This window comes from Streptomyces sp. 3N207 (genome assembly GCF_052246355.1).
GTDB lineage: Bacteria > Actinomycetota > Actinomycetes > Streptomycetales > Streptomycetaceae > Streptomyces.
On record NZ_JBQQBV010000001.1, the window covers coordinates 307,991 to 333,638 of the forward strand.

The following is a 25,648-nucleotide window of genomic DNA, read 5'->3' on the forward strand; positions in this document are numbered from 1 at the left end:
TGTGAACGCAAAATTGTTCGCTTACGCGCCTGCGCCCGAGTCCCGCTCCGTCGTCGACATCGCGCCGTCCTACGGGCTCTTCGTCGACGGGGAGTTCCGTGAGGCGGCCTCCGGGAGGGTGTTCAAGACGCTGGCGCCCGCCAGTGAAGAGGTGTTGTCCGAGGTCGCGTACGGCGACGGGGACGATGTCGATGCGGCGGTGCGGGCGGCTCGCGCTGCCTTCGGACCGTGGTCCGCGCTGCCGGGGGCCGAGCGGGCGAAGTATCTGTTCCGGATTGCTCGTATTGTCCAGGAGCGTTCCCGCGAGTTGGCGGTGCTGGAGACGCTGGACAACGGCAAGCCGATCCGGGAGACGCGGGACGCCGATCTGCCGCTGGTGGCGGCGCACTTCTTCTACTACGCGGGGTGGGCCGACAAGCTCTCGTACGCCGGGTGCGGGCCCGATCCGCGTCCGCTGGGGGTTGCCGCGCAGGTCATCCCGTGGAACTTCCCGTTGCTGATGCTCGCCTGGAAGGTCGCTCCGGCGCTGGCCACCGGCAATACGGTGGTGCTCAAGCCCGCCGAGACGACGCCGCTGTCGGCGCTGTTCTTCGCGGACATCTGCCGGCAGGCCGGGCTGCCCAAGGGCGTCGTCAACATCGTGACGGGGGACGGTGCGACGGGCGCGGCGCTGGTGAGCCATCCGGATGTGAACAAGGTGGCGTTCACCGGGTCGACCGCCGTGGGGAAGGAGATCGCGCGGACCGTCGCAGGGACGCAGAAGCGGCTGACCCTCGAGCTCGGTGGGAAGGGCGCGAACATCGTGTTCGAGGACGCGCCGCTGGACCAGGCGGTGGAGGGCATCGTCGGAGGCATCTTCTTCAACCAGGGGCAGGTGTGCTGCGCGGGCTCCCGGCTGCTGGTGCAGGAGTCGGTGCAGGAGGAAGTGCTGGCCGCGCTCAAGCGGCGGCTGGGCACCCTGCGGGTCGGTGATCCGCTGGACAAGAACACCGATGTGGGCGCCATCAACTCCGCGGAGCAGCTGGCCCGGATCACCGAGCTGGCCGAGGCGGGCGAGGCGGAGGGGGCCCAGCGCTGGTCGCCGCCGTGCGAGCTGCCCGGCGAGGGCTACTGGTTCGCGCCGACCGTCTTCACGGGCGTCAGCCAGGCACATCGGATCGCCCGGGAGGAGATCTTCGGCCCGGTGCTGTCGGTACTCACCTTCCGTACGCCCGACGAGGCGGTCGCGAAGGCCAACAACACGCCCTACGGCCTCTCCGCCGGGATCTGGACGGAGAAGGGCTCGCGCATTCTGAAGCTGGCCAACCAGCTGCGGGCGGGCGTCGTATGGGCCAACACGTTCAACAAGTTCGATCCGACCTCGCCGTTCGGCGGCTACAAGGAGTCCGGTTACGGCCGCGAGGGTGGCAGGCACGGTCTGGAGGCTTACCTTGAGCACGCCTGAGGCACGTACATCCCCGGCACGGGCCGCCCGGCTGTCCGTGCTGAAGACCTACAAGCTGTACGTCGGGGGGAAGTTCCCCCGCAGCGAGAGCGGCAGGGTGTACGAGGTGACCGACGGAAAGGGCCAGTGGCTGGCCAATGCCCCGCTCGCTTCCCGTAAGGACGCGCGGGACGCGGTCGTCGCGGCCCGTAAGGCGTTCGGCGGCTGGTCGGGCGCGACGGCCTACAACCGGGGGCAGATCCTCTACCGGATCGCGGAGATGCTGGAGGGCCGCCGCGAACAGTTCGCCGCCGAGGTGGCGGCGGCCGAGGGGCTGTCGAAGGCGAAGGCGCAGGCGCAGACGGACGCGGCGATCGACCGCTGGGTCTGGTACGCGGGCTGGTCCGACAAGGTGGCCCAGGTTGTGGGCGGCGGCAACCCGGTCGCGGGCCCGTTCTTCAATCTGTCGACCCCGGAGCCGACGGGCGTGGTGGCGGTGCTGGCGCCGCAGAAGTCGTCGCTGCTGGGTCTGGTCTCCGTACTGGCGCCGGTGATCGTCACCGGCAACACGGCAGTCCTCGTCGCCTCGCGCACCGCGCCGCTGCCCGCGCTCTCCCTCGCGGAGGTGCTGGCGACCTCCGATCTGCCCGGCGGCGTGGTCAATGTGCTGTCCGGCGACACGGCGGAGATCGCCCGCCCGCTGGCCGCGCACCAGGATGTGAACGCGATCGATCTGGCGGGCGCCGACGGGGAGTTGGCGACCGAGCTGGAGGGCGCCGCGGCGGAGAACCTCAAGCGGGTGCTGCGGCCGAACGGCGACGACTGGTTCGCCGAGCCGGGGTTGGAGCGGATGACCGCGTTCCTGGAGACGAAGACGGTGTGGCACCCGATCGGTGCCTGACTGCGTTCGTACAGCATCTGACGGCCGTTGTACGCGGGTCAGGGGTGCCCAGCAGTCCACGGCACCCCTGGCTGGGTCTACCGCTTCGGCAGTGCCGGGGCACCCTTGAGCGCTCCGGGGTCATGGAAGGTGAAGGAGTCGGCCGCCTCCCGGTACAACTCCGCGTAGCGCGCGACCTTCTCAGGATCGAGGGCGACGCCGAGGCCGGGTCCCTCGGGGACGGCCAAGGTGCCGTCGGTGTAGCGGTCCAGCGGGCCCGCGAAGCCGCCCTGGACGATGTCGTCGGTCAGCAGGGCACCGTACCCCTGGCCGGCGTGCCGGAAGTTCGGGGTGGCCGCGACGACGTGCACGGCGGCGGCAGCTGCCACACCCAGCTCGCCCAGCGAGTGCTTGACCACGGGGATACCGGCGGCGGCGCAGATCCCCGCGGAGCGCTTGAGGTTCAGCAGGCCCCCGTCCATCTGCTGGTCGACGGAGACGACGTCGGCGGCGCCGTGCTGCAGGACGGCCAGCTGGTCGGCGCGGGTCCAGGACGCCTCGTTCGCCAGGAGGGGCGTGTCGATCCGCGAGCGTACGTACGCCATCTCGGCCAGGTTGCGGCCCGAGGTGGGCTGCTCGACCAGTTCCAGCCCGTACCGCTCCAGCTCCCTGATCGCCCGTACGGCCGCGCCCGGTGACCATGCCTCGTTGGCGTCGACACGGATCGCCATGCCGGGCCCCGCGCCGTCACGGAGCGCCGCGACGCGCTCGATGTCGGTGCCGAGGTCGTCGGCGCCCACCTTGAGGTAGCAGGTACGGGCGCCCGCGCCGGCCGCACGGACGCCCTCGGCGCGTACCTCTTCGGGGGTGCCGGCCGCGACGTAGTGGAAGAACTCGACCCGGTCGCGGAAGCGCCCGCCGAAGAAGCTGACGGCCGGCTGTCCGCAGGACTTGCCGAGCAGGTCCCAGCAGGCGGTCTCCAGCGCTGCCGCGGCCGGGCTGCTGGATCCGGTGTGGTGGTAGGTGCCGACGACGTCGATGCGCTGGATGAGCTGCTCGATCCGCAGCGGGTCGGCCCCCACGGCCAGCGGTTCCATCGCACGCAGCGCGGCGAGGACGACGTCGGCCGACGGGTAGGCTGCGGCCTCGCCCAGCCCGGTCAGCCCCTCGTCGGTGTCCACCTCGACCAGGAGGGCGACGAGTCCGCTGCGGCGTCCGAACGCCCACACCTCGTCGCTGCGGTACGGCACGGCCACCGGCGTGGCCCGTACTCGGGTGATGCGCATGGGTTCCCCTTCAGTTCGCGATGTGGGCGGGCGGCTGGTCCGTGGCGCCGGTCGGCTGGTCCGTGGCGCCGAGCGGCACCGGCTCCACGGGGCCGTCTCTGGTGAGCAGTTCGCAGCCGTCCTGGGTGACGAGCGCGGTGTCGGAGACCACATAGCCGGCCGGCCGGTCGGTCCCGGACATCTCGACCCAGGACATGAGGTGGAAGACCATTCCGGTGCGCACCCGGGTACGCCCGCCCGACCGGATGCCGAGCACCGAGGCGCCGCCCACCCAGCTGGGTGGGAAGCCGATGCCGGTGAGATAGCCGCAGTGATGCCGACGCGGTCGCCGCCCGGTGACCTCAGCCACCGCCTGGGCCCACGCCGCGTACACCGCGCCGGTGCGGGCGCCCGGAACCAGTGCGTCCCGCGCAGCACGCAGCCCCGCGTGCGCGGCGACGGCGGACCGGCGCGCTGCCGCAGGCGCTTCGGCGCCGTAGAGGGTGCGGCTCATGGGCGCGTGGTAGCGGTGAACGCAGCCGGAGAGTTCGGCGAACAGCCCCTCCCCCGGCTCCAGTCGGTACTCGCTCCAGCTGACGTGTTCCTGGCCGAGTCGCCTTGTGGAGCGGATGAGCGGGGCGAAGCCGGGCTGCTGACCGCCCGCCTGGATCAGCGCCCGCTGTGCCTCGGCTGCGACGGCACGCTCGCTGACGCCCACCCCCGCCGTGCCGAGCGCGGCCCGCATCGCCGTTGCGGAGATCCCGGCGGCCTGCCGGACCAGCGCCGTCTCGGCAGGCGACTTGACGCTGCGCAGCCGCGCGGGAAGCGTCGAGCAGTCGGCCCACCGCAGGCCGGGCAGCGCGCCGCGGATACGGTCGAGGACAGCAGGCGGAAAGGCCATCGTCTGCGCCTCGACTCCGACGGTGGCACCGTCCGGGCAGCCGCGGGCGATCTCCTGCGCCGCGACGCGCGCGGGGTCACGGCCGTCCCCGTAGAGCGCGTGCCGCACATGGGGAACCTGCGCGCGCAGGGTGTGCCGTTCCATCCGGCGGGCCACCAGCACCGGCGGGCCGCTGCGGGGCAGCACCAGCAGGGTGAAGGCGAAGTGCCCCATGTGGTCGAGACCCAGCAGATAGTGCACGTTCTCCGGGCTGGCGAGAGCCAGCACGCTCAGGCCGCGGCGACGCATCGCGGCGCGCAGCGCGGTGATCCGCGCTGCATATTCCGCCGGGGGCACCGGTGCGGGGGCCGCCGACTTCGGTACGGCAGGCAGGAGTTCGGCTGTCATGGCGCCAGTGTGGGTGCGGCGTACCCGCGTAACCAGCGACGATTTCCGATGCCTGCCGTTAGCGTGCCTACATGGTCTACGAGGTGCGGCGGCTGCGGCTGCTGCGGGAGCTGGCCGTGCACGGCACGATCGCGGCGACCGCGGAGGCGTGCTGTCTGACTCCCTCCGCCGTCTCGCAACAGCTGTCACTGCTGGAGCGCGAGGCCGGCACTCCGCTGCTCGTACGCGATGGCCGGCGAGTGGTACTGACCGAGGCAGCCCGCGTGCTCGTCGCGCACACCGAGCGGGTGCTGGCTGAGCTGGAGAAGGCACGCTCCGAGGTGTCTGCGCTGCGCCGGGCCGTACGCGGCACGGTGCGGCTCAGCAGCTTCCCCAGCGCCGCGGTCGCACTGGCCGCACCCGCCATCGCCGCCTGCCGCGCGGCCCACCCCGACCTGCGGATACTGCTGGACGAACGGGAGCCCGACCGGTGCGTGACCGGGCTGCGGCAGCACGAGTGCGACGTGGCCCTCGTCTACGAGTACGACCTGCTGCCGCGCCTTGCCGACAGCGGTGTCGCGCTGTCGCCGCTGCTGCACGAACCGCTGGTCGCCGCCCTGCCTCCCGAGGAACCCGCCGCCCTGCCGGACGGTCCTGTCACGCTGGCGAGCCTGCGTGACCAGCCATGGATCGCGCCGCACAGCGACAACGCCCTGCGGACGGTACTCGAACGGGCGTGCCAGGCCGCCGGTTTCGAACCCCACCTGGACTACACCAGCGACGACTACACAGTCATCATGGCGCTGGTGCAGGCCGGACTGGGGGTGTCACTGATCCCGCGGCTCGTCGCGGAGCCGTTGTCCACGGACGTACGGCTGCGCGAGGTGTCCGGGCTGCGGCTCACCCGCACCATCTCGGTCGCGGTCCGCCGGGGCGCGGCCGAGGAGCCTGCGGTGGCGGCGCTGGTGAACGCACTGCGTGCGGCTGTGCCGGGGTAGGCGAAGCCTGGCGGCTGCGCTGATACCCGGCCCGTCATGGGACCGCGGCTAGCCGTCCGTCCCCAGCGCGTGTGCCAGTGGGCCCGCTCCCCCTGCCACCCGTACCGTTCCTGCCCGGACGCCGTCCGCCAGGGTCAGCGAGCCGTCGGCGAGGGCTACGCAGGCTTCCGCGTCCAGCTCCAGCCGCAGTTCCGCACTTTGGGGGGACGGGCCCTCGCCGTAGAGCGGGGTGTCCTTGGTGTGGCCGTCGCCCAGTCGCAGGTGGAAGGCGCCTTCGGGGAGTATGACGTCGACCATGGCGGCTGCCTCGGTGCCGATCGCGCGGCGTACGGCGTCCCGCAGCGGCAGGGCCCACCAGTGGGCGCGTACCGCGTCGGTGGCGCGGGGCTTGCCCAGTGCGGGGGCGCCCCAGGAGGCGAGCGCGGTCAGTACGGGCAGCAGGGCGCGGCCCCGCTCGGTCAGTTCGTAGACGTAGCCGGAGGCGGGCCGCGGCTGGCGGCGCCGTTCGGCCAGCCCTTCGCCCTCCATCTGCTTGAGCCGCGCGGCCAGTACGTCGGTGCTGACGCCGGGCAGGTCGGCGTGCAGATCGGTGTAACGGCGGGGCCCGGCGAGGAGTTCGCGGACGATGAGCAGGGTCCAGCGGTCCCCCACGGAGTCGAGGGCGCGCGCCATGGCGCAGAACTGGTCGTAACTGCGGCGGGACCGCCCCTGGCTGGTCGTACTCGCGTGACGCTGACTCGGCATGCGCTCAGTCTAGACAAGTAGTTGGACTTTCCAAGCCCGGGCTTGGTAGAACCAAGTAGCCAGATGTGGACCAGGAGGGCGGGGCAGCATGGAGTTCCGGCAGTCGAACAAGCTCAGCGAGGTCTGTTACGAGATCCGCGGCCCGGTGATCGAGCAGGCCGACGCGCTGGAGGAGGCCGGACACAGCGTGCTGCGGCTGAACACCGGCAACCCCGCGCTGTTCGGTTTCGAGGCGCCGGAGGAGATCATCCAGGACATGGTGCGGATGCTCCCCCAGGCGCACGGCTACACCGAGTCGCGCGGCATCCTCCCGGCCCGCCGCGCCGTCGCCCAGCACTACCAGCAGCGCGGCTTCCCCGAGGCCGACGTGGACGACATCTACCTCGGCAACGGCGTCTCGGAGCTCGTCTCGATGGCCGTACAGGCGCTGGTCGAGGATGGCGACGAAATCCTCATCCCGGCCCCGGACTTCCCGCTGTGGACGGCCGTGACGACGATGGCGGGCGGCAAGGCCGTGCACTACGTGTGCGACGAGCAGGCGGAGTGGCTGCCCGACCTGGACGACATGGCGGTGAAGATCACCCCCCGCACCAAGGCCGTCGTCATCATCAGCCCCAACAACCCCACCGGCGCCGTCTACCCGCGCGAGCTGCTGGAGGGCATCCTCGACCTGGCCCGCCGCAACGGGCTGATGGTCTTCTCCGACGAGATCTACGACAAGATCCTCTACGACGGCGCCGTCCACCACCACGTGGGGGCGCTGGCCCCCGACCTGGTCTGCCTCACCTTCAGCGGCCTGTCCAAGTCCTACCGGGTGGCGGGCTTCCGCTCCGGCTGGCTGCTGGTCTCCGGGCCCAAGCAGCACGCTCGCGACTACCTGGAGGGCCTGGGCATGCTCGCCTCCATGCGACTGTGCCCCAACGCCCCCGCCCAGCACGCCATTCAAGCCGCCCTCGGTGGCCGCCAGTCCATCGAGGACCTGGTACTGCCCGGCGGGCGGCTGCACGAACAGCGCGACGTGGCCTGGCGGAAGCTGAACGAGATCCCCGGCGTCAGCTGCGTCAAGCCGAAGGGCGCGCTGTACGCGTTCCCCCGGCTGGACCCCGAGATGCACAAGATCTACGACGACGAGCGGTTCGTCCTCGACCTGCTGCTGCGCGAGAAGATCCAGGTGGTCCAGGGCACCGGCTTCAACTGGAAGCAGCCCGACCACTTCCGCGTCCTCACGCTGCCGCGCGCGGACGACCTGGACGCGGCGATCTCCCGCATCGGCCGCTTCCTGGAGGGCTACCGGCAGTGAGCCCGGCCCGCGCCCGGCTCAGGCAGGGGTGACGCGCGCCCGGTGCGCGACGTCGAGCAGCGCGGCGAAGTCCCAGCCGCCCTCGGGAGGCTCGATCCCGTCTCCGTTGTCCTCTTCGTCCGCGCTCGTCGACAGGGCCTCGAACAGCTCCCGTACCGCCGCCTCCGTCACCGCACGCCGCTCGACCAGGCCGAGCAGCCCGCGTACCACGGGCAGGGTGGCATCGACCGGTCCGAGGCCCTCCGTGAAAGTGCACGCCGCCTCGTCGACGGCCAGTTCCTCGGTGATGAACTTGCCGACGGTCGTCTCAAGGCCGTCGTCCTTCAAGCCCTCCGGGTACGGGGCGCGGTGCCATGCCGCACCGTCGTACCAGTAGAGGTAGCCGAGCATGTCGTCCATGGCTCGGAGCTTCTTGAGCGGCAGCCACTCGGGAGCACCGTCGAAGAGGTCGGTGGGCGGGGCATACGGACTGCGGGTGTCGCTGAGTTCGTGGTCGACGCCGAAGAGGGCGGCGCGGCCCTCGGGCAGCGGCCGGAGTATCCACCACTGGCCGCCCGCGTCGTCCCAGCCGAGCTCATACGGGTCCCGGAAAACCCACCACGGGTGTTCGAACTGCTCCGCGCACGACTCCCCCGTCGAGGCGGCGACCAGCGCGCACAACACACCGTGGCGCCATAGCCGTTCGGGGTGCGGCAGGTCTTCGGGCCGGCCGGGTTCGTGGACGGTGTTGCCCTGCACGTGACGATGCCTCCTTCGACGGAAGGGGGCATCGTACTGGCGTCCGAGCCCTCCGGCCGGGGGCACCCCCGGCCGGAGGTCACCGGTCCTCAGACGTTCGCCGTCTCCTCCCCCACCGTCGTGCTGTCCCCGTGCCCCGTCCGCACCACCGTCTCCAGCGGCAGCGTCAGCAGCCGCTCCTTGATCGAGCGGACGATCGTCGGGTGGTCCGAGAAGGAGCGGCCTGTCGCCCCCGGGCCGCCCTGGAAGAGGGTGTCGCCGGTGAAGACGGTGCCCAGGGTGGGGGCGTACAGGCACACGGCGCCGGGCGCGTGGCCCGGCGTGTGCAGGACGGTCAGGTCGGTACCGGCCACCGACACCACCTGGCCGTCCGCGAGTTCACCGTCGGGTGCCCGGTCCGGGTGGGTCATCTTCCACAGCGGCAGATCGTCCGGGTGCAGCAGCATCGGTGCGCCCGTACGGTCCGCGAGCGCCGGCGCGGCGTCGATGTGGTCGTTGTGCGCGTGGGTGCACACGATCGCACGCAGGGTGCGGTCGCCGAGTGCCGCCGCGATGGCGTCGGCGTCGTGCGCGGCGTCGATGACGACCGCTTCCGTATCGTCGCCGACGATCCACACGTTGTTGTCGACCTGGTGTGTCTCCCCGTCGAGGCGGAACTCCCCGCTGGTGACGAGGTGATCGATACGGGCCGCCATCAGAAGACCACCACCGAACGCAGCACGTCGCCGCTGTGCATCCGCTCGAACGCCTTCTCGACCTCGTCCAGGGCGATGGTCTCGGTCACGAAAGCGCCCAGGTCCAGCCGCCCCTGCTGGTGCAGGTCGATCAGCATGGGGAAGTCCCTTGAGGGCAGACAGTCGCCGTACCAGGAAGACTTGAGCGCACCGCCCCGGCCGAAGACGTCCAGCAGCGGCAGCTCCAGCATCATCTCCGGCGTCGGTACGCCGACGAGGACGACGGTGCCCGCCAGATCGCGGGCGTAGAACGCCTGCTTGTACGTCTCGGGACGGCCGACCGCCTCGATGACGACGTCCGCACCGAAGCCGCCGGTCAGCTCGCGGATGGCCTCGATGGGGTCCGCTGTGGCCGAGTTGACGATGTGCGTGGCGCCGATCTTCTCCGCGGTGGTGAGTTTCCGGTCGTCGATGTCCACGGCGATGATCTTCGCCGCGCCCGCGAGCCGCGCCCCCGCGATGGCGGCGTCGCCCACCCCGCCACACCCGATGACGGCCACGGTGTCCCCGCGGGTCACCTGCCCGGTGTTGATCGCCGCACCGATCCCGGCCATCACGCCGCAGCCCAGCAGCCCGGCGACGGCGGGCGAGACCGCGGGGTCGACCTTGGTGCACTGCCCGGCGGCGACCAGCGTCTTCTCGACGAACGCGCCGATGCCCAGCGCGGGCTCCAGTGCGCGGCCGTCACTCTTGAGGGTCATCTTCTGCTCGGCGTTGTGGGTGTCGAAGCAGTACCACGGCCGCCCGCGCTTGCAGGCACGGCACTGTCCGCACACCGCCCGCCAGTTGAGGATCACGAAGTCGCCCGGCTCGACGTCCGTGACCCCCTCACCGACCGTCTCCACGACGCCCGCCGCCTCGTGCCCGAGGAGGAAGGGGTAGTCGTCACTGATCCCGCCCTGCTTGTAGTGCAAGTCCGTGTGGCACACGCCGCACGCCTGCACCTGAACGACGGCCTCGCCGGGGCCGGGGTCGGGAACGACGATCGTCTCGACCCGCACCGCCTCGTTCTTGCCCGGCGCGACGACCCCGCGTACTTCCTGAGCCATACGTGAGGGCCTCCCTCTTCCATCGGGTGCTGTGAGGCGCCATTCTCGCTGGCCGGGGGCGGATTTCGGGAGGGGGAGACACGGGTCGGTGCGAACGATTTTCCGCCGCCACTCCGTCGCCTTTCCGCCACCCGGCCCCGCTGGGGACGACCACTCGTTTCCGCACGCGTCTTCGAATCCACCCGGTGCATAGCGGACAATGGTTGCCCGTGACCGACTCCAGCGACGCATGCGACCTCTCCGAGAGAGCGACCCCCGCAGCCCCCGCGCCCGCATCGGCCCCGGCCCCCACCGCCCGGGTCATCCTCCTCACGGGCCCCTCCGGCTCCGGCAAGACCCGGCTGGCAGCACGCAGCGGGCTCCCCGTCCTCCGCCTGGACGACTTCTACAAGGAGGGCGACGACCCGACCCTCCCCTTCGTCGGGGCCGAGGTCGACTGGGACTCGCCACTCTCCTGGGACGCGGACGCCGCCGTACGCGCCATCACCGGGCTCTGCCGAGAGGGCGCCGCGACGGTCCCGCTGTACGACATCTCCACCAGCGCCCGCACCGGCCAGGAGCACCTGGACCTCGCCGACTCGCCCCTCTTCATCGCGGAGGGCATCTTCGCCGCGGACATCACCGCGCGCTGCACAGCGCTCGGCCTGCTCGCCGACGCCATCTGCCTGCGCGGCCGTCCCACCACCACCTTCCGCCGCAGGCTGCTCCGCGACATCCGCGAATCCCGCAAGCCCCTCCCGGTTCTCCTCACCCGGGGCTTGCGCCTCCTGCGCACCGAACCGGCCATCGTCGCCCGCCACCAATCCCTCGGCGCCCACCCCTGCGCCCACCCGGAAGCCGCGGCCCGCATAGCGCGCCTGCACGCGGCCGGGTCGGTGGCCGCACGCGAAAAGAGCGGTTCCGGCTGAGGCTTGTGCCTCGGCCGGAACCGCTCTTTCCCTGTCCCCCCGGTGTTCCCCGTTCCCCCCTGTTTCCCCTTTTTCCCTCTCCCCCGCGTTTCCCCCGTACCGCCTGGGCCTCGTGTCCCCGCGAGGTCAGGCGATCGTTTCAGGTGGCCGCGTCAGGCGACCAGTTCGTCGAAGGACTCCTCCTGGTTGCGGCCGAAGCTGAGGACCTCGTCGTCGCGGAGACGGCGGAGCGAGCGCCAGATGCTGCTCTTGACCGTGCCGACGCTGATGTCCAGTATGTCGGCGATTTCCGGGTCGGTGCGGCCCTCGTAGTAGCGCAGCACCAGCATGGTGCGCTGGAGTTCGGGCAGTCGGGCCAGGGCCTGCCACAGCACGGTGCGCAGCTCGGTGCCGCGCATGGCGTCCTGGTCGCCGGCCGTCTCGGGCAGTTCCTCGGTCGGGTACTCGTTCAGCTTCCGGCGGCGCCAGGCACTGATGTGCAGGTTGGTCATGGTGCGGCGCAGATAACCGCCGACGGCGGCCTTGTCGCTGATACGCGCCCAGGCCCGGTACGTGGAGAAGAGGGCGCTCTGCAGCAGGTCCTCGGCCTCGTACCGGTCACCGGTCAGGTGGTAGGCGGTGGCGTACAGGGAGGCTCGGCGCTCGCGTACGTACGCGGTGAACGCCGCCTCCGCATCCGCGTCCACGTCCGAGGCCGCGCCCCCAGCGCCCTTCTCGGCCGTGCCCAGAACGGTGGCCTCCCTGTACTCGCCACGATCCCGGGAGTCCCCCCGACTCCCGTTCTCCCCCGTGTCCCCCGTCTTCCCCCCCGGGGCCTTCCCCCTCAGCCCCTCGACCGCGGGCCCGAAAACGGTCCGCGGGCGCATCCGTCCGGCACCGCGTGCGCAGCCCCGCCCGAGCTCTCGGTTCCGCTCGAGCAGGGTGGTGGCCGCCTCGGCACCGGACTTCTCAGCAGACCGGGCCTGGGAAGCGGGAACCGAAGGGACGTGCAGACGCGTGTGAAGGACTGCGCTCGTGTTGGTGCCATGCAGTGTGTTCATCTCGCGCCCCCTCGGAGCAGAACCGGTCGCTTGCTTGACGACCAAAACCCTGCCGCCCCAGTTTCATGGCCAGGTCCCCCCTCTGTCACAGCGGTGTCACAAGGATCGACGGGCGCCACAACGTGCAGGCCGGCGGGCGTGTCGTTGTCCCGCGGCGACCGCCGGTCGAAGTATGGGGGTGCCATAGGCCAGAATGGCGCGCGTGCCTTTCCTGTTGCTGATCGAGGACGATGACGCTGTCCGTACCGCCCTGGAGATGGGTCTTACCCGCCAGGGCCACCGCGTGGTGACCGCCGCGACCGGCGAGGACGGCCTGAAACTGCTGCGCGAACAGCGCCCCGACCTGATCGTGCTGGACGTGATGCTGCCCGGCATCGACGGCTTCGAGGTGTGCCGGCGCATCCGCCGCACCGACCAGCTGCCGATCATCCTGCTGACGGCGCGCAGCGACGACATCGACGTCGTGGTGGGCCTGGAGTCGGGTGCGGACGACTATGTCGTCAAACCAGTCCAGGGCCGGGTGCTGGACGCGCGTATCCGTGCCGTGATGCGGCGCGGCGAACGGGAGTCCAACGACTCGGCGACGTTCGGCTCGCTGGTGATCGACCGCTCAGCGATGACGGTCACCAAGAACGGCGAGGACCTGCAACTCACCCCGACCGAGTTGCGGTTGCTGCTGGAGCTGAGCCGGCGGCCCGGCCAGGCCCTCTCCCGCCAGCAGTTGCTCCGGCTGGTGTGGGAGCACGACTACCTGGGCGACTCGCGGCTGGTCGACGCCTGTGTGCAGCGGCTGCGCGCCAAGGTCGAGGACGTGCCCTCCTCCCCCACCCTGATCCGCACGGTGCGCGGCGTGGGCTACCGGCTGGATGCCCCGCAGTGACCCGACGTACCGACGCAACGGACACAACGGACGCAACAGCACGTACGGACGGAACAGCGGGAGCAGCAGTGCCGACGCGTACGGCGGACGGGACCGGCGAGTGACCGACGCTCCCTCCCTCGGCGAGCGCCTGCGTGGCCGGCTCGCCGGAATGCTGCCAAGTCTGCGGCTGCGCCTGGTCGTCGTCTTCGCGCTGGTGGCGCTCACCGCCGCCGTCTCCGCTTCCGGCATCGCCTACTGGCTCAACCGCGACGCGGTCCTCACGCGTGCCCAGAACGCGGCCCTCAACGACTTCCGTAAGGCGATGGAGGACAACGCGGGCAACCTGCCCCGCAAGGTCAGCTGCCAGGAACTGCGCGAGGCCGCCGCCGAGATGGCGCGCAGCTCGCAGAACTACCAGGTGCTGCTCGTCGGCAGGGCCGAGGACGACAAGCAGTGCGCCGCGGCCTCCAACGAGGACGACTTCACCCTGCGGGACATCCCCGAGCGGCTGCGCAGCGCCGTCGTCGACAAACGCGCCGTCGACAAGAAGAACAGGCACCCGTACCACCTGTACTGGCAGCGGATCACGCTGGACGGTGACCCGTACCTGGTCGGTGGGGCGAAGGTGATCGGCAAGGGGCCGACACCGACCGGCTATCTGCTCAAGTCACTGGCGCCCGAACGGGACGACCTCAACTCGCTGGCCTGGTCGCTGGGTATCGCCACCGCGCTGGCGCTGATCGGCGCGATGCTGCTGGCGCAGGCCGCAGCGACGACCGTGCTGCGGCCCGTACGGCGGCTGGGCGAGGCAGCCCGCAGGCTGGGCGAGGGGAAGCTGGAGACCCGGCTGCGCGTCTCGGGTACGGACGAGCTGGCCGAGCTGTCCCATACGTTCAACGACGCGGCGGCCTCCCTGGAGCAGCGCGTCGCCGAGCTGAGTGCCCGGGAGGCGTCCAGCAGGCGCTTCGTCGCCGACATGTCGCACGAGCTGCGTACGCCGATGACGGCGATCTCCGCGGTCACCGAGGTGCTGGAGGAGGAGCAGGACAACCTCGACCCGATGATCGCGCCTGCCGTACAGCTGGTGGTGAGCGAGACCCGGCGGCTCAACGACCTCGTGGAGAACCTGATGGAGGTCACCCGCTTCGACGCGGGAACAGCCAAGCTGGTGCTGGACGACGTGGACGTGGCGGACCAGGTGACAGCCTGCATCGACGCCCGCGCCTGGCTGGACGCGGTGGAGCTGAACGCCGACCGCGGGATCATGGCCCGGCTCGACCCGCGGCGGCTCGATGTCATCCTCGCCAATCTCATCGGCAACGCCCTCAAGCACGGCGGCTCCCCGGTGCGGGTCTCTGTACGGACGGAGGGCGACGAGGGGGACGAGGGAGACGAGTTGGTGATCGAGGTCGCCGACCAGGGTCCCGGCATCCCGAAGGACGTGCTGCCGCACGTCTTCGACCGCTTCTACAAGGCCAGCGCCTCCCGCCCGCGTTCCGAGGGCAGTGGTCTCGGCTTGTCCATCGCGCTGGAGAACGCCCATATCCACGGCGGCGAGATCACCGCGCACAACGCGCCCGAGGGCGAGGGCGGCGCGGTCTTCACCCTGCGGCTGCCCCGGGACGCCCGCCGGGTCGCCGAGGAGCGCGAGAACGGTGAGAACAGCGACAACGGTGAGGGCCGCGCGAAGGACGGGCCCGGCGCGGGGTATGCGGACGGCGACGATGGCAACGGCGACGGCGCTGGTGACGGCGGCGTGAACCGGGGCGGCGGACGCACCGACGGACGGGACAAGGGAGGCGACCGATGAGCCGCCGTACCGCTCTGCGCGGGCCCGGCCGCGCGCGCTGCCGTGGCACGGCGGCGGCGCTCCTGTGCGTCCTCGCCTCCCTGGTCACCGCCACGGGGTGCGGTATCCGCGCCACGTCGGTGCCGGTGGACGCCGGTGGCGCGCCTTCGCGGGTGGGCTGTGTGCTCCCGAACGACCGCCAGAACCCGGACGGCGGTGCCGGGACCTCCGTCGTCCGCGTCTACCTGGTGTGCGGTTCGCGCGTCTCGCCCGTCGAGCGGGAGGTGCGGATGCCCGGCGGACGCTCCTCGGCCGAACGGCTGCCGGTGGCCCGCAAACTGCTGGACGAGCTGAAGCAGGAGCCGCGCGCGGTGGAGGACTCGGCGGGCTTCGAGACGGCCGTGCCCCGGGAGCTGACGATCAGCAAGGGGACGGACGGCGACCCGGACGAGGCGCTGCGGCTGAGCGAGCCGCTGGACGAGCTGCCGCCGTACGCGCTGGCGCAGATCGTGTGCACCTACGCGGACACCTCGGCAGCCGACGCCGAGGGCGGCGTGGTTCTCGGCGGGCCCGGCGACAGCGGCTCCACGGCATCGCCGCGACGCTACGAGTGCGGCTCGGCGCTGCGTACCCACCCCCGGTCCGCCGAGACAGCAGGCACCCACCTTTGACGTGCTCCCTGGCCTAAGGTCCAGGGATTCCGGCCTGGGTCGTCTGACCTTTCCGGGGGCTTCCTGCTTCGACGCGCTGTGCGGGCATGTGTGCCCGTCTTACCGGCGCTCCACAGGCGTTTAGCGTCTCCACCCGTCCGGTGGCGACGACTCGTTGTCCTTCGAAGAGGACGTTGCGTGCTGCGTTGTGGTCACGGTCGTGCACGGTGCCGCACTCGCTGCAGGTCCACTCGCGGACGTGCAATGGTTTGGGGCCGTCCCGGAGTCCGCAGGCCGAACAGAGCTGAGAGGAGGGGAAGGTCCGGTCCACCTTGGTGAGGGTGCGGCCGTGCAGAGCCGCTTTGTACTCCAGCATGCCGACGAACGTGGACCATCCCGCGTCGTGTACGGACTTGGCGAGCCGGGTGCGTCCGAGGCCGGACACCGCGAGGTCTTCCACGTACACCGCTTGGTTGTCGCGGATGATCTGTGTGGATGCCTTGTGGTGCCAGTCCCGGCGCCGGTTGGCCACGCGGGCGTGCTGGCGTGCGACCTTGATGCGGGCCTTGGCCCGGTTCTTCGATCCCTTGGCCTTGCGGGACAGCTCCCGCCCGAGCCGCTTGAGCTTCTTCTCGGCCCGGCGCAGGAAGCGGGGGCTGTCGATCTTCCGGCCATCGGACAGGACGGCGAAGGCGCACAGGCCGAGGTCGATACCGCACTCTGCCTCCACCTGGGGAAGGATGTCCGGTTCGGTCTCGACGACGAAGCTGAGGAAGTACCGGCCACAGCTGTCTTTGGTGACGGTCAGGGACGTGGGTGCGGCCGGAAGCCGACGGGACCATGTGACTTTGAGGTTGCCGACCTTGGCCACGTACACCGTGCCGTTCTCCTGAAGCGTGAAGGCGTTGGTGTTGAGGCGGATCGACTGCCGGGTGTCTTTCTTCGATTTGAAGCGGGGCGGGCCCACCTTGCGGCCCTGCCGCTTGCCCTTGACCGAGTCGAAGAAGTTCTTGTAGGCGGCATCCAGGTCCCGCAGAGACTGTTGCAGGACGACGGCTGACACTTCGGCGAGCCAGGCGCGTTCCTGGGTGCGCTTGGCCTGGGTGATGCGGAGCCGGGACAGCTCGGCCGACTTCACGTACGGCCCTCCTGCCGCGTGCGCTTCCTTGCGGTCGCGCAGGCAGTCGTTCCACACCACGCGGGCGCACCCGAACGCCTGCGCCAGCGCACGGCGCTGGGAGGCGTCCGGGTAGGCCCGGTAGTTGTAGCGCAGCTGCACACCCAGGATCCTACTACGATTGGTCTCATGGATGAGAGGAACGACTACAGGCGTGGCAGGCAGGTAGTTTCGGCGATGCATGTCCACTTGGTCTTTGTGACCAAGTACCGGCGCGGGGTGTTCAACGACGAGATGCTGACGCGCTGCGAAGAGATCATGCGCAAGGTCTGCGAGGACTTCGAGGCGGAGCTGAAGGAGTTCAACGGCGAACGCGATCACGTCCACCTCCTGGTGCACTACCCGCCCAAGGTCGCCGTCTCGAAGCTGGTCAACAGCCTCAAGGGCGTCTCCGCCCGCCGGATACGGCAGGAATTCACCGGCCGGATCAACCACGCCATCAAGCACGGACACCTGTGGTCGCCCTCGTATTTCTCCGCGTCGTGCGGCGGAGCACCGTTGACGATCGTCCGCCAGTACATCGAGCAGCAAAAACGTCCGCTCTAAAGTGCACGTCAGAGCAGTCTCAAGATGCATTCATCCCCGGCGTGAACGCCGGGGCTTTCTGCAAGAGTCCCGGTAAGGCTGAGCGCCCACGAAGGGGCGCGGGGTACGGCGCGCTCAGCCACAACACACCGGCAGAAGGGCGACAACACCGACCCCGGCGGCGATCTCCCCCGCACGGTGCGGAACACGCGTGTGACATACCCCGGACCTGGTCGGCACACCGCCCCGGAACCACAGCGGAACGCGTCGGCGTCTTCCCGTACGTGCAGCGCCTAGGCTCCGGCGGTCATACCTCGTCCGCCCCCCGAATCCGCCTCGTGGGACTCCTCCTACTGGCGGCGCATCTGTGTTTCGTCGGCTGGCTGTCGCTGCGCCCGCTGGCGGTGCCATGGGTGGCACCGGCCAATCTGCGCCCGTTGGCCACCATCCGCACCGACCTGGCCGACGGGCCGCAGGCCGCGCTGGAGGGGCTCGGCGGCGGACTGCTGCTGCTGGCGCCGCTCGGGGTGCTGTTGCCGCTGGCCACCGGGCGACTGCACCGGCGGCTGCCGGGCACCGTGGCGCGCACCGTTTTCGCGGGGGCGATGGTGTCGATCGTGCTCACCGTGGCCCAGACGGGGGTGCCGGGGCACGTCGTAGACGTCGATTCGGTGCTGCTGAACACCACGGGGGTGGCGCTGGCTGCCGGGCTGTTCTTCCCCCCGGTGCGCCGTTGGCTCCGGCACCGGGACCGCGACTGCTCCGGGCAGGGTGACCGGCTCACGCGCCGTCGGCAGCGGTCCGGGCCCGCCTCGGCCAGGACCGGGCTCCGGCTTCGGGAGGAGAAGGCTCAGGGTTCGACCCCGAGAGCAACCAGGGTCGAAATGGCACCCTGAGGGGAGGTATGCCCCGTAAGTCCGGCCTACCGTCGAAGGCAGTACGGCGACGACAGCCGTACGGCATCGGACCGGACCACCTCCCAGCGTCAGCCGGGGGGAGAAGGAGCAGTCTCATGGCCGCACTTGCCCGTCCCACCGAAGGCCGGATGATCGGCGGCGTGTGCGCCGCGCTCGCCCGGCGGTTCGGCACCACTCCCACCACGATGCGGGTGCTCTTCCTCGCCTCGTGCCTGCTGCCGGGACCGCAGTTCCTGCTCTACATCGCGCTGTGGATCCTGCTCCCGGACGAGAGCCGCAAGCACAGCGCCGCCTGGTGACCGCGCCCGTACGGCACAGCAGCACGCCACGGCGGGCGCCCCTTCCGGGGTGCCCGCCGTGGCGTGCTTCAGGACCTCGTGCCTCAGTGCGAGCCGCCGACCGGCAGGGCCTTGCCCAGCGGCAGCCCGCCGAGCATGCCGCCGCCGGGTGCGGAGCTCTTGCCCTTGACCGTCTTCTGGGGACGGTCGGCCAGCCTTTCGGTGGTTTCTTCCACCGGGGTGCCGGTCAGCGTTCCGGACAGAGCCTCCTGGGCGACGCCGACCGGCTCGGAGAGATTGCCCGGAAGGCCCTGAGCGGCCTCCTTGAGGGGGAGCTCCCCCAGGGCCTTCCCGGTGGTCTTCGCGGTGGTCTCGACTGCGGGGCCCAGCGCCCGGCCGCCTGCCTTGACCGCCTCGCTGCCGAGTAGGCCGGTAGGGGCACCGAGCGTGTCGACGGGGAGCGCGGAGGCGGTACCGGCGCCGGACACTACGACCGCCGCGCTCATCGCGGCGACACCCAGGGTCTTCTTGGCTACCTGCTTCATCAGTGTTTACGTCCTCGGAACGGGGGCTTGAGCAGCCCGGAGGGGGCTTGAGCAGCCCGGCGAAAATAGCCAGGAATTCCGAGAAGCCGCAAACACGTCGACTGCGCCGTAAGTCGCCGTTCCCGAGCGTTTTCCGACAGTATTCCGAGAGGGCTCAGCCGCGCCGTATCGGGTGTACGGCGACGGCTGAACCGCTGGTCACCAGGGGTCAGCGGGAAGAATCCTGGAAAAGCCATTCGGATTTGAGCGCGGCATATCCGGGCTTGACCACGTCGTTGATCATGGCGAGACGTTCATCGAAAGGAATGAACGCCGACTTCATCGCATTGACCGTGAACCACTGCATGTCGTCCAGCGTGTAGTCGAAGGTCCGCACGAGCTGCTCGAACTCGTGGCTCATGTTCGTACCGCTCATCAGCCGGTTGTCGGTGTTGACCGTCGCCCGGAAGTGCAGCTTGCGCAGCAGCCCGATGGGGTGCTCGGCGTAGGAGGGGGCGGCGCCGGTCTGGAGGTTGGAGGTGGGGCACAGCTCCAGCGGGATGCGCTTGTCCCGTACGTAGGACGCCAGACGGCCCAGCTTGACGGCGCCGTTCTCGCCGACCTGGATGTCGTCGATGATGCGCACCCCGTGCCCGAGCCGGTCGGCGCCGCACCACTGGAGGGCCTGCCAGATGGAAGGCAGCCCGAACGCCTCGCCTGCGTGGATGGTGAAGTGGTTGTTCTCGCGCTTGAGGTACTCGAACGCGTCCAGGTGGCGGGTGGGCGGGTGGCCCGCCTCGGCGCCTGCAATGTCGAAGCCGACGACGCCGAGATCGCGGTAGCGGTTGGCCAGCTCGGCGATCTCCAGGGCGCGGGCCGCGTGCCGCATGGCGGTCAGCAGCGCGCCGACCCGGATCCGCCGGCCGGCGGCGCGGGCCCGGCGTTCGCCCTCGCGGAAGCCCTCGTCGACGGCCTCGACCACCTGCTCCAGGGTCAGCCCGCCCAGCAGGTGCTGCTCCGGCGCGTAGCGGACCTCGGCGTAGACGACGCCGTCGGCTGCCAGGTCCTCGGCGCACTCGGCGGCGACCCGGAAGAGCGCCTCGCGCGTCTGCATCACGCCGACCGTGTGCGAGAACGTCTCCAGATAGCGCTCAAGGGATCCGGAGTCGGCCGACTCGCGGAACCAGACCTCCAGCCGGTCCGCTTCTGTTTCCGGAAGCGCGTCGTAGCCGGTCTCGCGGGCCAGCTCGACGATGGTCGCGGGGCGCAGCCCGCCGTCGAGGTGATCGTGGAGCAGAACCTTGGGTGCCCGGCGGATCTGCTCCCTGGTGGGGACGGTGTTCGGAGATTCGCTTGCCATCACGGCACTGTAGCTCCTACGCGCGTAGATCGCATGTGCTTTGTCAACTGCCTTACGACAGCGGGACGGCGTGCCATTGTTGCGCCATGGCTCAGCGAGCGTTGCCCGAGAGGGAAACACGACTGGGACGGCCCCGCGGGACCGTGGGGAGGGCCCCGCACGCCATCGTTCTCTTACTGCCGGGCGGCGGTCCCGCCGTGGGCGCCCGTCGCGGGGCCGCACTGGCGGCGGCAGCCTCCGCGGTGCCGCTGGCGCGCCGGCTGGGGCGCGCCACCTCGGACGACGACCCCCTGGTCACCCACATCGTGCACTACCGCAACAGCAGCCGCCGCGACGGCCGGAACGGCGGAGCGGCGGGCGAGGGCACGAGCCGTACGGCGGACGGGGCCGGGGGCCGTATCGCGGACCGTACGGCCGATGCGGAGTGGGCGGTGGAGGAGGTGCTGCGGCGGTACGGGGACGTGCCCGTCTGCCTGGTCGGCACCGACATCGGCGCCCTGGCCGCATGGCGCGCCGCCGGGCACCAGGCGGTCGCCTCGGTGGTGGCCCTGGCGCCTTTGCTGTGCGAGCCCGGAACTGGTGAAGGGGGCAGCGCGGAGCCCGTACAGCAGTTGCGGGGGCGCCAGGTGCTGATCGTGCACGGGACGAACGACACGCGCTGCGACCCCGAGCTGTCCTTCCGCCTCGCCGAGCGCGCGAAGAAGGTCAACGCCCAGGTGTGCCGCTTCGAGGTGCATACCGATGGGCACGGGCTGCGTGGTTATGCCGCGGAAGTCGCGGCTCTGACCCAGGACTTCGTCCTCGGCACCTTGTGCGGGGGCGATCTGTGCCGCCCGTTGACCGACGCGCTCGCCGCTCCCCCGCCGCTGGGGTTGCGGATGCCGCTGGCGAGCGGGTTCGGCAAGCACCTGCGGTAGGGGTTCCGCCGGTTTCGGGGAGGGGGTGCCCCTGTCCGACGTGCGCAGGATGCGGGTGGCCCTGCGCCCCTGCGGGGCGCTGCGGATGAGTACGCGCGCTCATGTCCGGGCGCCCGGCGCTGCCTAGCGTTCCGGGTATGACGGAGACGAACGGGCGAACGAACGAGCCGGCGGCGCAGGAGGCGGCGGCCGGGGACGAGCGCGACCCGCGCCGGATGTCGGGCTGCCAACTGGGCTGCGTGGTCGTGTTCGTCGTCGGCACTCTGTTGCTCGTCGTCGGCATGCTGTGGCTGTCCGAGGTGGAGAAGGGGCTCGACGGCTACGGCCAGCTGGAGGAAGGCGCCGACGGCACCAGCGGCTCCGTCGCCGATCCGCTCGCGCCGGGCGCCACCGCGGAGTACGAGGACGGGCTGATGGTGACCGTCGGCGAGGCGGAGCGGGTGGCAGGGGCCGCCGCGGGTACGTACCGCTTCACCGTCACCTACGAGAACGACTCGGACGGCGAGCTGCGGATCGGCGAGCGGGACGCCGAGGCGAACGCCTCCGAGTACGACGACGCCCCGCTCGTGGTGCGCGCGGGTGAGTCCCTCGACGACACCGGTGCCGAGGACGGCAGCACCAGCGAGTGGCACAACAGCGCAGCCGCGGGGCGCACGCTGGCGAAGCCGCTGGGTGAGGACGAGAGCGTCACCGTTCCGGTGCGGGTGACCGTCCGCCCCGGCAGCGGCGAGGAGACCTCGCTGACCGTCTCCGTCCTCCCGGAAGGCGACAACTCCAACATGTACCGGGATACCGCGTACTGGCAGATGACGCTGCGCGGTTGAGCTCCGGGCGGGCGGCTCAGGTCCGTACGGCCGTGTGCACCGTTGTCGCCGTCAGGTAGAAGACGTCGGGGCGGCGGAGGATGCCGTCGGGGGAGGCGTCGTCCAGGAGGGTGCCGAGGGTGGCGAGGTCCTCGGCGGAGAGGCTGTCGGCGAGGCCGTCGCGGAAGCGTTCGACGCGGGCGCGTACGTGGGCGCGGGCGACGGGGTCCAGCGGTGCGCACAGATCGGTGAGGAAGGTGCGGCTGCCGGTGGGCGCGAGCCCGGCGGCGACGAGCAGCGCGGGCCAGTCCTCCACGGTGCGGGCGTGACCGGGGAGTTCGGTGCGCATCGCGGTGAACCAGTCCTCATCGGCGGCGTCCAGGCGCGCCTGCAGCCCGGGCCGTCCGATGCCGATGTCGCGGGGCAGGAAGCGGGTGGGCAGGCCGCCCTCGCGTACCGCCAGTACGCCGCCGGGGCGCAGCGCTCCGGCGAAGGTCTCCAGTGCGGCGCGCTGGTCACCGAAGTGGTGGACGACGTTGCTGGTCCAGATGAGTTCGGCCGTGCCCAGGTCGGGCAGGTCGGCGGGGAGTTCGGCCTCCCGGATGGTGATGCGGGAGGCCAGCCCCTCGCGTTCGGCGCGGGCTCGGGCCCGCTCCAGCAGCGCGGGCGTGCTGTCCACCGCGACCGTCTCGGCACCGGGAAAGGCGTGGGCCAGCGCGATCGTGGTGACGCCGGGGCCGCTGCCCAGGTCGAGGACGCGGGTGACGTCACGGTGACCGAGCAGATCGCGAAGCCAGGCGGCGGCCTCCTCCAGGAAGGAGACCTTCAGTTCGGCATCACGTTCGAGGTTCTCGGCGAGCGCCTCCCAGTCGGGCTCCGTGGCGGTGGACGAGTGGGCGTTGTGGTGACTGTGGTGGCTGTGGTGACCGTGCGCGTGCGGGGTCATCGAGACTCCTCGGGTACGGGGTGGGCGGGCTGCTCGGGTGCGGGACGGATGGGCTCGGGGGCCGGCTCGGCGCGCAGAAGCCGGCCCCTGCGGCTGAGCAGAAACTTCTTGAACGCGGCGACCGGCGGGGTGTCGGGGCGCCCGGCCGACCAGGCGAGCCCGATCTCGCGCACGGCGCGCGGCGCGGTGACCGTCAGCTCGCGTACGCCGGGCCGCGGGAAGACGGGCGGCGGCAGCAGCGCGACACCGAGCCCGGCGGCGACCAGTCCGCGGATGGTCTCGGCCTCCTCGCCCTCGAAGGCGATCCGGGGGGTGAACCCGGCCTCGGCGCACAGCGTCTCGAGGATGCGCCGCATGCCGTAGCCGGGCTCCAGGGTGACGAAGGACTCCTCGGCCGCCTCGGCGAGCCGTACCCGCTTGCGCGCTGCCAGCCGGTGGTCGTCCGGTACGACCAGCCGCAGCCGCTGTTCGTCGAGGCGCCGGGCGACCAGGTCCGGTGCCTCCGGGATGGGCGAGGTGAGGCACAGATCCAGCTCACCGGCGCGGAGTCGGTCGAGCATGGCCTCACCGTAGTTCTGCACCAGGGCGAAGCGGACCCGCGGATGGTCGGCCCGGAAGGCGCGCAGCAGCTCGGGGACCGTCTCCCAGCCGAGGGTGTGCAGAAAGCCGAAGGCGACCTTGCCGGTGGCGGGGTCGGCGTCGGACCGTACGGCCTCCGCCGCCTGCTCGACGGCGGCCAGCGCGCGGTCCGCAGAGACGAGGAAGGTGCGGCCCGCCGGGGTGAGGGAGAGCGCACGGCCCTGCCGCGCGAAGAGGGCGACGCCGAGATCCTCCTCCAGCCGGGCGAGGGCACGGCTGAGGGAGGACTGCGGGATGCCGAGCTCCTGCGCGGCCCGGGTGACGTGTTCGTGCCGCGCCACGGCGGCGAACTGCGCGAGGCGGGGGGTGAGGGAGAGGGCTGCCGAGGGTGTGGCGACGCCTGGTGACGGCGTGGCGGAGGTGTCTTTCTTGTTGCGTGACGGTGACAAGAGGCTCCCTCGGGCTGTGACTAGCTGCGGTGATGCGCGAGGGGATCGATTCTCGCACTTTCATGCATTGGACGGATGAAATAGGGGGTCGTACGTTCGAGGCATGCCTGCTCTCGATACCGGGGCGTCCACCGAACCGGTGGACGCCTCAGCTGTCACTCGCACCTCCCCGACTCCCCAGAACTCCGACGCGGCGAAGCACTCCTGTGCGGCGAAGCACTCCGACGCCACGAAGCTGAGCCCCGGCGACCCCGGGCACGGGCGGATGCGGCTCGCGCTGTTCGCCGCGGGTCTGTCGACGTTCGCGCTGCTCTACTCCACCCAGGCGCTCCTCCCCGAGATCTCCCGCGCCCTGCACGCCGCTCCCGACCAGGCGAGCTGGACCGTCTCCGGGGCAACCATCGGGCTGGCCGTCGCCGTGCTGCCGCTGGCCGCGCTCTCCGAGCGTTTCGGGCGGCGCCGGATGCTGACCGTCTCCATGGCGGTCGCGGTGGCGCTCGCCCTCGTCATCCCGTTCGCGCCCAGCCTGCCGGCGCTGATCGCGCTGCGGACGCTCCAGGGCGCCGCCGTCGCCGGGGTGCCCGCCTCGGCGATGGCGTTCCTGTCGGACGAGGTGCGAGCCAGGCATCTGGTGGGCGCCGTCGGGCTGTTCGTCGCGGGCAACAGCGTCGGCGGGATGAGCGGGCGCATTCTCACCGGGTGGGTCACCGAGGCATGGGGCTGGCGAGCAGGTCTCGGCGCCGTCGCCGTCACCTCGCTGCTGTGCGCGGTCGCCTTCCGGCTCCTGGTCCCCCCGGCCCGGCACTTCACCCCTGCCCCGCTGCACCCGCGCCGGGTCGCCACGACCGTACGCGCGCACCTGGGCAACCCGCTGCTGCTGCGGCTGTACGCGATCGGGCTGCTGTTCATGACGGTGTTCGGCGCCGTCTACACCGTCATCGGCTACCGGCTGGTGGACGAGCCGTTCGGGCTCTCGCAGGGCCTGGTGGGCTCGATCTTCGTCATCTATCTGGTGGGTACGGCCGGGGCGGCCACGGCCGGCCGGCTCAACGCGCGGCTCGGCCGGCGCGGCACCCTGTACCTGGGCATCGGCACCGCCTCGGCGGGGCTGCTGATCAGTCTGGCCGACAACATCGTGGCAGTGGTCGTGGGCCTGGTGCTGATCACCGCCGGATTCTTCGCGGGACATGCAGTGGCCTCCGGTTCGGTGAGCCACACCGCCACCCACGGAACCGCGCAGGCATCGGCGCTCTACCAGATGAGCTACTACATCGGCAGCTCACTCGGCGGCGCACTGGGCGCCCTCGCGTTCGCCGCTGGCGGCTGGGCCGCCACCGTGGCCCTGGCGCTGGGCGCCATGGTGCTCGCCGCCGGGATCACCCTGTACGCGACCCGCCGCGCGGTGGTGCTGGCGCGCGCCTGAGAGTGCGCCGCGCGTGTCCGAGCCCGTGCGCCGTGCCGCTCAAAGGGCCCCGCCCGGAAGGCGTCCTCCCGACCCGGAGGGCGCCTTTCACTCTGAAGGTGCC

26 protein-coding genes are annotated in these 25,648 nt (G+C 71.1%); 14 read left to right on the forward strand and 12 right to left on the reverse strand.

What is annotated here, in order from left to right; translation table 11 throughout:
• The first annotated feature begins 1 nt into the window (after position 1).
• The gene (locus ACTWP9_RS01420; protein ID WP_443244062.1) at positions 2–1,444 is read left to right on the forward strand and encodes an aldehyde dehydrogenase family protein; all 1,443 of its coding nucleotides are present in this window, start codon (positions 2–4) and stop codon (positions 1,442–1,444) included.
• Positions 1,431–2,324, forward strand: coding sequence for an aldehyde dehydrogenase family protein (locus ACTWP9_RS01425; protein ID WP_443244063.1), 894 nt, complete (start codon positions 1,431–1,433; stop codon positions 2,322–2,324). Before ACTWP9_RS01420 ends, ACTWP9_RS01425 begins: the two co-directional genes overlap by 14 nt.
• Before the next feature lie 77 nt (positions 2,325–2,401).
• Here the strand turns inward: ACTWP9_RS01425 and ACTWP9_RS01430 are convergent, their stop codons facing one another.
• A complete protein-coding gene (locus tag ACTWP9_RS01430; RefSeq protein WP_443244064.1) occupies positions 2,402–3,589 on the reverse strand; it encodes a mandelate racemase/muconate lactonizing enzyme family protein in 1,188 nt (395 codons plus the stop codon).
• Positions 3,590–3,599: 10 nt separating this feature from the next.
• Positions 3,600–4,856 carry a M24 family metallopeptidase gene (locus tag ACTWP9_RS01435; RefSeq protein ID WP_443244065.1) on the reverse strand — a complete coding sequence of 419 codons (1,257 nt, stop codon included), beginning with the start codon at positions 4,854–4,856 and terminating at the stop codon, positions 3,600–3,602.
• A 71-nt stretch (positions 4,857–4,927) separates the two neighbouring features.
• Between ACTWP9_RS01435 and ACTWP9_RS01440 the strand changes: the two genes are divergently transcribed.
• On the forward strand, positions 4,928–5,833 hold the full coding sequence (locus ACTWP9_RS01440; RefSeq protein ID WP_443244066.1) for a LysR family transcriptional regulator: 906 nt from the start codon (positions 4,928–4,930) through the stop codon (positions 5,831–5,833).
• A 48-nt stretch (positions 5,834–5,881) separates the two neighbouring features.
• On the opposite strand, the gene ACTWP9_RS01445 is transcribed toward ACTWP9_RS01440, so the two are convergent.
• Positions 5,882–6,577 carry a winged helix-turn-helix transcriptional regulator gene (locus ACTWP9_RS01445; RefSeq protein ID WP_443244067.1) on the reverse strand — a complete coding sequence of 232 codons (696 nt, stop codon included), beginning with the start codon at positions 6,575–6,577 and terminating at the stop codon, positions 5,882–5,884.
• Between the two features lie 88 nt (positions 6,578–6,665).
• Between ACTWP9_RS01445 and ACTWP9_RS01450 the strand changes: the two genes are divergently transcribed.
• Positions 6,666–7,877: a pyridoxal phosphate-dependent aminotransferase gene (locus ACTWP9_RS01450; RefSeq protein WP_443244068.1), complete on the forward strand. Its 1,212-nt coding sequence runs from the start codon at positions 6,666–6,668 to the stop codon at positions 7,875–7,877.
• Between the two features lie 18 nt (positions 7,878–7,895).
• Here the strand turns inward: ACTWP9_RS01450 and ACTWP9_RS01455 are convergent, their stop codons facing one another.
• From ACTWP9_RS01455 to ACTWP9_RS01465, 3 genes are all read right to left on the reverse strand, one after another.
• Positions 7,896–8,615, reverse strand: coding sequence for a hypothetical protein (locus tag ACTWP9_RS01455; RefSeq protein ID WP_443244069.1), 720 nt, complete (start codon positions 8,613–8,615; stop codon positions 7,896–7,898).
• 89 nt (positions 8,616–8,704) lie between these two features.
• The gene (locus ACTWP9_RS01460) at positions 8,705–9,310 is read right to left on the reverse strand and encodes an MBL fold metallo-hydrolase (RefSeq protein WP_443244070.1); all 606 of its coding nucleotides are present in this window, start codon (positions 9,308–9,310) and stop codon (positions 8,705–8,707) included.
• A complete protein-coding gene (locus ACTWP9_RS01465) occupies positions 9,310–10,398 on the reverse strand; it encodes an S-(hydroxymethyl)mycothiol dehydrogenase (RefSeq protein WP_443244071.1) in 1,089 nt (362 codons plus the stop codon). Before ACTWP9_RS01465 ends, ACTWP9_RS01460 begins: the two co-directional genes overlap by 1 nt.
• Positions 10,399–10,607: 209 nt before the next feature.
• On the opposite strand from ACTWP9_RS01465, the gene ACTWP9_RS01470 reads away from it, so the two are divergent.
• The gene (locus ACTWP9_RS01470; RefSeq protein WP_443244072.1) at positions 10,608–11,306 is read left to right on the forward strand and encodes a uridine kinase family protein; all 699 of its coding nucleotides are present in this window, start codon (positions 10,608–10,610) and stop codon (positions 11,304–11,306) included.
• Between the two features lie 152 nt (positions 11,307–11,458).
• Here the strand turns inward: ACTWP9_RS01470 and ACTWP9_RS01475 are convergent, their stop codons facing one another.
• Entirely contained in the window at positions 11,459–12,346 is an 888-nt protein-coding gene (locus ACTWP9_RS01475) for a SigE family RNA polymerase sigma factor (RefSeq protein WP_443244073.1), read from the reverse strand.
• Positions 12,347–12,548: 202 nt separating this feature from the next.
• Here ACTWP9_RS01475 and afsQ1 point away from each other — a divergent pair, with 202 nt between their 5' ends.
• The 3 genes from afsQ1 to ACTWP9_RS01490 all read left to right on the forward strand — a co-directional run bounded on the left by afsQ1 (position 12,549) and on the right by ACTWP9_RS01490 (position 15,668).
• Complete coding sequence (gene afsQ1, locus ACTWP9_RS01480) at positions 12,549–13,226, forward strand: two-component system response regulator AfsQ1 (RefSeq protein ID WP_433100320.1); 678 nt, start codon at positions 12,549–12,551, stop codon at positions 13,224–13,226.
• 151 nt (positions 13,227–13,377) lie between these two features.
• On the forward strand, positions 13,378–15,018 hold the full coding sequence (locus ACTWP9_RS01485) for an ATP-binding protein (RefSeq protein WP_443244373.1): 1,641 nt from the start codon (positions 13,378–13,380) through the stop codon (positions 15,016–15,018).
• On the forward strand, positions 15,015–15,668 hold the full coding sequence (locus ACTWP9_RS01490) for a hypothetical protein (RefSeq protein ID WP_443244074.1): 654 nt from the start codon (positions 15,015–15,017) through the stop codon (positions 15,666–15,668). The genes ACTWP9_RS01485 and ACTWP9_RS01490 overlap by 4 nt, the downstream gene beginning before the upstream one ends.
• Before the next feature lie 13 nt (positions 15,669–15,681).
• Here the strand turns inward: ACTWP9_RS01490 and ACTWP9_RS01495 are convergent, their stop codons facing one another.
• Positions 15,682–16,926 (reverse strand): RNA-guided endonuclease InsQ/TnpB family protein, encoded by a 1,245-nt coding sequence (locus ACTWP9_RS01495; RefSeq protein WP_443244075.1) that lies wholly within the window; start codon positions 16,924–16,926, stop codon positions 15,682–15,684.
• Between the two features lie 27 nt (positions 16,927–16,953).
• Here ACTWP9_RS01495 and tnpA point away from each other — a divergent pair, with 27 nt between their 5' ends.
• The 3 genes from tnpA to ACTWP9_RS01510 all read left to right on the forward strand — a co-directional run bounded on the left by tnpA (position 16,954) and on the right by ACTWP9_RS01510 (position 18,565).
• Positions 16,954–17,370, forward strand: a complete 417-nt coding sequence (tnpA, locus tag ACTWP9_RS01500) for an IS200/IS605 family transposase (RefSeq protein WP_443244076.1) — start codon at positions 16,954–16,956, stop codon at positions 17,368–17,370.
• A 317-nt stretch (positions 17,371–17,687) separates the two neighbouring features.
• Entirely contained in the window at positions 17,688–18,245 is a 558-nt protein-coding gene (locus tag ACTWP9_RS01505; protein ID WP_443244077.1) for a VanZ family protein, read from the forward strand.
• A 116-nt stretch (positions 18,246–18,361) separates the two neighbouring features.
• Positions 18,362–18,565 (forward strand): PspC domain-containing protein, encoded by a 204-nt coding sequence (locus ACTWP9_RS01510; protein ID WP_443244078.1) that lies wholly within the window; start codon positions 18,362–18,364, stop codon positions 18,563–18,565.
• Between the two features lie 83 nt (positions 18,566–18,648).
• Here ACTWP9_RS01510 and ACTWP9_RS01515 read toward each other — a convergent pair whose 3' ends face one another.
• Positions 18,649–19,089, reverse strand: a complete 441-nt coding sequence (locus ACTWP9_RS01515; protein WP_443244079.1) for a hypothetical protein — start codon at positions 19,087–19,089, stop codon at positions 18,649–18,651.
• A 208-nt stretch (positions 19,090–19,297) separates the two neighbouring features.
• Positions 19,298–20,428, reverse strand: coding sequence for an adenosine deaminase (locus ACTWP9_RS01520; protein ID WP_443244080.1), 1,131 nt, complete (start codon positions 20,426–20,428; stop codon positions 19,298–19,300).
• An 86-nt stretch (positions 20,429–20,514) separates the two neighbouring features.
• Between ACTWP9_RS01520 and ACTWP9_RS01525 the strand changes: the two genes are divergently transcribed.
• Together ACTWP9_RS01525 and ACTWP9_RS01530 are read left to right on the forward strand one after the other, a co-directional pair.
• Positions 20,515–21,345, forward strand: a complete 831-nt coding sequence (locus ACTWP9_RS01525; RefSeq protein ID WP_443244081.1) for an alpha/beta hydrolase — start codon at positions 20,515–20,517, stop codon at positions 21,343–21,345.
• Positions 21,346–21,482: 137 nt separating this feature from the next.
• Entirely contained in the window at positions 21,483–22,169 is a 687-nt protein-coding gene (locus ACTWP9_RS01530) for a hypothetical protein (protein WP_443244082.1), read from the forward strand.
• A gap of 16 nt (positions 22,170–22,185) precedes the next feature.
• On the opposite strand, the gene ACTWP9_RS01535 is transcribed toward ACTWP9_RS01530, so the two are convergent.
• Together ACTWP9_RS01535 and ACTWP9_RS01540 are read right to left on the reverse strand one after the other, a co-directional pair.
• Positions 22,186–23,094: a class I SAM-dependent methyltransferase gene (locus tag ACTWP9_RS01535; RefSeq protein WP_443244083.1), complete on the reverse strand. Its 909-nt coding sequence runs from the start codon at positions 23,092–23,094 to the stop codon at positions 22,186–22,188.
• Positions 23,091–24,122 (reverse strand): LysR family transcriptional regulator, encoded by a 1,032-nt coding sequence (locus tag ACTWP9_RS01540; protein WP_443244084.1) that lies wholly within the window; start codon positions 24,120–24,122, stop codon positions 23,091–23,093. The genes ACTWP9_RS01535 and ACTWP9_RS01540 overlap by 4 nt, the downstream gene beginning before the upstream one ends.
• Before the next feature lie 103 nt (positions 24,123–24,225).
• Here ACTWP9_RS01540 and ACTWP9_RS01545 point away from each other — a divergent pair, with 103 nt between their 5' ends.
• Positions 24,226–25,545: an MFS transporter gene (locus ACTWP9_RS01545; RefSeq protein WP_443244085.1), complete on the forward strand. Its 1,320-nt coding sequence runs from the start codon at positions 24,226–24,228 to the stop codon at positions 25,543–25,545.
• Positions 25,546–25,648 lie beyond the last annotated feature (103 nt).

What these genes read in the sequence shown, in the direction of transcription:
- ACTWP9_RS01530 (WP_443244082.1), top strand. Translation starts at nt 21,483, where the DNA reads ATGACGGAGACGAACGGGCGAACGAACGAGCCGGCGGCGCAGGAGGCG.
- ACTWP9_RS01475 (WP_443244073.1), bottom strand. Translation starts at nt 12,346, where the DNA reads ATGAACACACTGCATGGCACCAACACGAGCGCAGTCCTTCACACGCGT.
- ACTWP9_RS01440 (WP_443244066.1), top strand. Translation starts at nt 4,928, where the DNA reads ATGGTCTACGAGGTGCGGCGGCTGCGGCTGCTGCGGGAGCTGGCCGTG.
- ACTWP9_RS01485 (WP_443244373.1), top strand. Translation starts at nt 13,378, where the DNA reads ATGCTGCCAAGTCTGCGGCTGCGCCTGGTCGTCGTCTTCGCGCTGGTG.
- ACTWP9_RS01435 (WP_443244065.1), bottom strand. Translation starts at nt 4,856, where the DNA reads ATGACAGCCGAACTCCTGCCTGCCGTACCGAAGTCGGCGGCCCCCGCA.
- ACTWP9_RS01445 (WP_443244067.1), bottom strand. Translation starts at nt 6,577, where the DNA reads ATGCCGAGTCAGCGTCACGCGAGTACGACCAGCCAGGGGCGGTCCCGC.
- ACTWP9_RS01460 (WP_443244070.1), bottom strand. Translation starts at nt 9,310, where the DNA reads ATGGCGGCCCGTATCGATCACCTCGTCACCAGCGGGGAGTTCCGCCTC.
- ACTWP9_RS01510 (WP_443244078.1), top strand. Translation starts at nt 18,362, where the DNA reads ATGGCCGCACTTGCCCGTCCCACCGAAGGCCGGATGATCGGCGGCGTG.
- tnpA (WP_443244076.1), top strand. Translation starts at nt 16,954, where the DNA reads ATGGATGAGAGGAACGACTACAGGCGTGGCAGGCAGGTAGTTTCGGCG.
- ACTWP9_RS01515 (WP_443244079.1), bottom strand. Translation starts at nt 19,089, where the DNA reads ATGAAGCAGGTAGCCAAGAAGACCCTGGGTGTCGCCGCGATGAGCGCG.
- ACTWP9_RS01535 (WP_443244083.1), bottom strand. Translation starts at nt 23,094, where the DNA reads ATGACCCCGCACGCGCACGGTCACCACAGCCACCACAGTCACCACAAC.
- ACTWP9_RS01450 (WP_443244068.1), top strand. Translation starts at nt 6,666, where the DNA reads ATGGAGTTCCGGCAGTCGAACAAGCTCAGCGAGGTCTGTTACGAGATC.
- ACTWP9_RS01525 (WP_443244081.1), top strand. Translation starts at nt 20,515, where the DNA reads ATGGCTCAGCGAGCGTTGCCCGAGAGGGAAACACGACTGGGACGGCCC.
- ACTWP9_RS01490 (WP_443244074.1), top strand. Translation starts at nt 15,015, where the DNA reads ATGAGCCGCCGTACCGCTCTGCGCGGGCCCGGCCGCGCGCGCTGCCGT.
- ACTWP9_RS01520 (WP_443244080.1), bottom strand. Translation starts at nt 20,428, where the DNA reads ATGGCAAGCGAATCTCCGAACACCGTCCCCACCAGGGAGCAGATCCGC.
- ACTWP9_RS01430 (WP_443244064.1), bottom strand. Translation starts at nt 3,589, where the DNA reads ATGCGCATCACCCGAGTACGGGCCACGCCGGTGGCCGTGCCGTACCGC.
- ACTWP9_RS01545 (WP_443244085.1), top strand. Translation starts at nt 24,226, where the DNA reads ATGCCTGCTCTCGATACCGGGGCGTCCACCGAACCGGTGGACGCCTCA.
- ACTWP9_RS01465 (WP_443244071.1), bottom strand. Translation starts at nt 10,398, where the DNA reads ATGGCTCAGGAAGTACGCGGGGTCGTCGCGCCGGGCAAGAACGAGGCG.